The 1,291-nt window shown below is 35.6% G+C and carries 1 protein-coding gene and 1 pseudogene; both read left to right on the top strand.

The genetic code is table 11. From position 1 onward, the window contains the following. Positions 1 to 987, top strand: a 987-nt coding sequence (locus J582_RS25275; protein WP_032048941.1) for an alpha/beta fold hydrolase, incomplete at its 5' end; no start/stop codon positions are given. A gap of 71 nt (positions 988 to 1,058) precedes the next feature. Further along, a pseudogene (locus tag J582_RS25280) lies at positions 1,059 to 1,291 on the top strand (alpha/beta hydrolase); the annotation flags it as partial.

Raw genomic sequence — 1,291 nt, forward strand, 5'->3', positions numbered from 1 at the left:
GCAAATGCAGAATATGACCCAAACTTAAAGTCGATAGATACACCTCCAGCCGTTTCACAGCAAATGTTTAATAAAGTGAAATCTGAGGGGTTAGGTCAGTATGCTTATGCAAAAGGTTTATCTAGTAAGTTTATAGAGTCTGAAGGCGTAAAACTTCATTACGTTGAAGGCGGATCTAAAGGCACACCAATTGTATTTATTCATGGTTTTGGTTCGACATGGAAAATGTGGGAACCAGTCATGCTTTCTTATATGAAAGACCATAAAGTGATTGCAATAGATTTACCGGGTTTGGGTCAATCATCTCCCATACTTAACGATGATTACTCCGCAGAGAATGTATCGAAAATTCTATTAAGTGCCATAAAACAAATTACCAAGAATGAGCCTATTTATTATGTGAGTCATGACATTGGAAATACGGCCTCTTACCCTCTAGTTGCAAATAATCAAGATTACGTTAAAAAAGTTGTCTTTATGGATTCTCCAATTCCAGATATGGAGACATTCAATCACCCGGGTTATTCACCAAAAGGACCGGGTTTAGGCTGGCATTTTGGCTATTTTAGTTTTGGTGATATTGCTGAAAAGCAAATTGCGAATGACCCAAATTTATTTCTCTCGTACTTTATTAAAACTTATGCAGGTAAAAAAGACATTTTTACGCCTGAACTCCTTGCTGAGTTGATTGAACCATATTCAACTCGAGATAAATTAAAAGCAGCTTTTGGTTATTACCATTCTCATGCTGATTCAGTTCGTCAAAATGAAGCATTACTTGCTAATGGTAAAAAGTTAACCATACCTTCTATGGCACTTACAGGCCAAAAAGGCGTAAATGATGTTTTGGTGAAAGAGATGCGAGCAAGATTTGTCGCTGATCCTGCCCAATACACTGCCATTATTTTGCCAGATACAGGACACTGGATGGTGGAAGAAAATGCTGAAGGTGTTGAAAAAAGTTTATCGAACTTTTTATTTAAATAAATATGAAATTCATCGCACTCAGGCTTAAGGCTTGGGTGCAATAAATTATTTATTTTAAATGAGTCATTAATATGAATAGATATTTTAAAAATATATCCATTTCTACAGCTTTTATTTTGGTTAGTTCATCATATGCAAATGCAGAATATGACCCAAACTTAAAGTCGATAGATACGCCACCAGCTGTTTCACAGCAAATGTTTAATAAAGTGAAATCTAATGGGCTAGGGCAATATTCTTATGCAAAAGGTTTATCTAGTAAGTTTATAGAGTCTGAAGGCGTAAAACTTCATTACGTTGAAGG

Source organism: Acinetobacter sp. 1566109 (assembly GCF_000582255.1).
Classification (GTDB): domain Bacteria; phylum Pseudomonadota; class Gammaproteobacteria; order Pseudomonadales; family Moraxellaceae; genus Acinetobacter; species Acinetobacter nosocomialis.